Origin of the sequence: Mesorhizobium yinganensis, from assembly GCF_040081985.1 — a bacterium.
Lineage (GTDB): Bacteria > Pseudomonadota > Alphaproteobacteria > Rhizobiales > Rhizobiaceae > Kumtagia > Kumtagia yinganensis.
Genome location: NZ_JBEBMH010000081.1, coordinates 1 through 2,840, shown reverse-complemented (window position 1 = coordinate 2,840; position 2,840 = coordinate 1). Strand labels below are relative to the sequence as shown.

General features: G+C 65.2%; 4 protein-coding genes. All 4 read right to left on the bottom strand.

The window, feature by feature from the left end; translation table 11 throughout:
* Positions 1 to 65: 65 nt before the first annotated feature.
* Complete coding sequence (locus ABMA59_RS37035) at positions 66 to 299, bottom strand: hypothetical protein (RefSeq protein WP_349010314.1); 234 nt, start codon at positions 297 to 299, stop codon at positions 66 to 68.
* Between the two features lie 2 nt (positions 300 to 301).
* Positions 302 to 1,978: an IS66 family transposase gene (gene tnpC / locus ABMA59_RS37030; protein WP_349010313.1), complete on the bottom strand. Its 1,677-nt coding sequence runs from the start codon at positions 1,976 to 1,978 to the stop codon at positions 302 to 304.
* Positions 1,979 to 2,044: 66 nt separating this feature from the next.
* A complete protein-coding gene (tnpB, locus tag ABMA59_RS37025; protein WP_040988572.1) occupies positions 2,045 to 2,392 on the bottom strand; it encodes an IS66 family insertion sequence element accessory protein TnpB in 348 nt (115 codons plus the stop codon).
* Positions 2,392 to 2,742 carry an IS66-like element accessory protein TnpA gene (gene tnpA, locus ABMA59_RS37020; protein ID WP_349010312.1) on the bottom strand — a complete coding sequence of 117 codons (351 nt, stop codon included), beginning with the start codon at positions 2,740 to 2,742 and terminating at the stop codon, positions 2,392 to 2,394. Before tnpA ends, tnpB begins: the two co-directional genes overlap by 1 nt.
* Between the last annotated feature and the right edge of the window lie 98 nt (positions 2,743 to 2,840).

Genomic DNA, 2,840 nt, shown 5'->3' with positions numbered 1-2,840 from the left:
CGTATGCATCCGGTGAAGACCGCAGACGTGCGGATCCGGCGGCCATGCGCACCGCGGTTCTTAGATCAAGCTTTCGATGGTGAGACGCGATGATATTCATCGAGGAGGAGCTTGACCTCCTTGATGCCTTCATCGGTGAACGCCAAGATCCCGTCGTCATCGTTGGCGCCGTAGACCCAGATGACGCCGTCCTCGGGCTCGAGGCCGAGGGTCAGGTCCTGGATGAGCGCTTCGCTGACGCCGAGGTCCCTGGCGACACGTTCGACGGTGTAGACGTGATGCACCTTGTTGCGCTGCATGATCAGGCCGCCGCTGGTTGGGTCCGCAGTTTTGCGGATCTCCAATTCCACGGCAGCAAATCATCGATCCGCTGTGCTGGGTGGGCCGCGATGCGCGCCAGGATATCGGCGAGCCAGGCCTGAGGGTCAATGTCATTCAACTTGGCGCTGGCGATCAGGCTATAGAGAACGGCAGCGCGCTGTCCGCCGCGATCGGAACCGCAGAACAGCCAGGACTTTCTGCCGAGAGCGATGCCGCGCAGGGCTCGCTCGGCTGCATTGTTCGACAGGCAAATCCGTCCATCGTCGAGGAACCGGGTGAAGGACGACCAGCGGCGCAGCATGTAGTTGAAAGCCTTGCTCAGATCGTGTCCGCGCGAGAGCTTGTCGCGCGTCTCGATCATCCAGCGCTCGAGCTCGGTGACCAACGGCACGCTCCGCTCCTGGCGCACGGCGTGGCGTTGGGCCGGCGACAGGCCGTTGATCGCGCGCTCGATCTCGAACAGGGCATCGATGCGCTTCACGGCTTCAACCGCGAGCGGATAGACCAGGTTGGGCTTGTCGCCGCGTGCCTTCTTGCGCGCCGCCGCTTCGATATCGGCCAGCTCGAACACCTTGCGCCGGCTGTGGGCCCAGCAGCTGGCTTCCAGAACAGGCGCCGGCTGACGACCCGTCGCATAGAGATAGCCATAACCGCCAAAGGCATCGGCCTGCAGAATGCCGCTCCAGCCGGCGAGATGCGTCGCGGGATGTTCCCCTCGACGATCGCGGGAATAGTAGAACACCGCCGCCGGCGGATCGGCGCCGCCGAACGGTCGGTCATCGCGCACATAGGTCCATAATCGGCCGGTATCGGTCTTGCCCTTGGCCAGGACCCGCACCGTCGTGTCGTCGCCATGCAGACGTGGAGCGGCCAGCACATGGGCTTCGAGCCGCTTGAACAGCGGCAACAGCGCCGCGGCGCCGGCGCCGACCTGGTCGGCGAGCGTCGACAGGCTGAGCGGCACGCCTTCGCGGGCGTAGCGTTCGGCCTGGCGATTGAGCGGCTGATGCTGGCCGAACTTCTCGAACAGGATCATCGCCAGCAGGCCGGGACCGGCCCAGCCGCGCGGGGTGGCGTGGAACGGCGCCGGAGCCTGGCTGATCGCCTCGCAGTCGCGGCAGGTGAACTTCTCCCGCACGTGTTGGATCACCTTCCATTGCCGCGGCACCACCTCCAGCGTCTCGGTGATATCCTCACCCAGCTTGCGCAGCCGATGACCGCCGCAGCAGTGGCAAGCGGTCGGCGCCGGCTCGACCATGCGTTCGCGTGGCAGATGCTCGGGAAATGGCTGGCGCGCCGGTCGTCTGCGCACATAAGGCGCCACCTCGGTGGTCCGGGCCGCCGCCTGTTCGGAGGCGATCTCGTCTTCCGTCGCCGTGCTCTCGAGTTCCTCGAAGGTGAGCTCCATCTGCTCCTGCAGGCGGGCTGAGCGTTCAGAACTCTGACCATGCAGCGCCCGCTGCAGCTTCCGGATCGTCAGGTCCTGATGTGCGATCAGCGCCGCATCATCCGATGCCTTGGCCCTGGCGACCGCCAGTTCGGCCTCGACCAGCGCGGCGCGCGCGGTCTCGTCTTCAGCTCTGGCCAGCGCCACGGCCAGCGCTGCTCTCAGCGCGCCGATATCGTCCGGAACAGCGTCCTGGGCGGTGGCTACCATGCCCTGGAGTGAATCATAAAACGCCTCCGCTGACCTGCGGAAAATGGCGCAAACTCAAAGAAAAACTCAGCCCGCGCGCTCAGGGCGGAACGTGTGACGCGGGTTGCGCCAATCGATCCCGTCGAGCATGTAGGCGAGTTGCGCCGGTGAGATGGAAACCGTGCCATCCGCCGGCGACGGCCATAGAAACCGGCCCTTCTCGAGCCGTTTTGCATACAGCGACATGCCGAGCCCATCATGCCAGATAATCTTGATCAGATTGCCGCTGCGGCCGCGGAAGACATAAAGATCGCCGGCATGCGGATCCCGGCCCAACGTCTCCTGAACCTGCAGAGCCAGGCCTTGCATCCCGCGACGCATATCGGTCCGGCCGACCGCCAACCAGATCCGCACCTGGCTCGGAACCGGGATCATCAAACGCCCAGCGCCTTCACCATCGCCGCCGCCAGTGTCGGCGGCGTGGTCAGCGGAATCCGCAGCCGAACCTTGCCGGCGATCTCCAGCTCGATCACCGCTGGTGGCGCCGCCGGCGCCGAAGCAGCCACAGGCTCATCAGGAACCACGACAACTTCGGCAAAGCCCGGCTCGCGGGCTCTCATCGCGCGGCGCCACTTATAGATCAGGCTGGTTGCGACATCGTACTGACGCGATACCGCCGCCACCGTGGATCCAGGCGCCAATGCCGCGGCCAGTATCCGGCACTGATCCTCTTCACTCCAACGACGACGACGCTCCGGCCCAGTCAATAACGTCATCTGGCTCATGCTGTGCTGCTAACCACGCTCGTAAGGACGACCTTAAGAGCGCAGCCTCGCTACCATGCCATGCTCGCGCAAGGCGGCCCTCGCCGGAGGCGTACGCT

Excerpts from the sequence above, each read along its gene's own strand:
- tnpA (WP_349010312.1), bottom strand. The coding sequence starts at position 2,742 with ATGAGCCAGATGACGTTATTGACTGGGCCGGAGCGTCGTCGTCGTTGG.
- ABMA59_RS37035 (WP_349010314.1), bottom strand. The coding sequence starts at position 299 with ATGCAGCGCAACAAGGTGCATCACGTCTACACCGTCGAACGTGTCGCC.
- tnpB (WP_040988572.1), bottom strand. The coding sequence starts at position 2,392 with ATGATCCCGGTTCCGAGCCAGGTGCGGATCTGGTTGGCGGTCGGCCGG.
- tnpC (WP_349010313.1), bottom strand. The coding sequence starts at position 1,978 with ATGGTAGCCACCGCCCAGGACGCTGTTCCGGACGATATCGGCGCGCTG.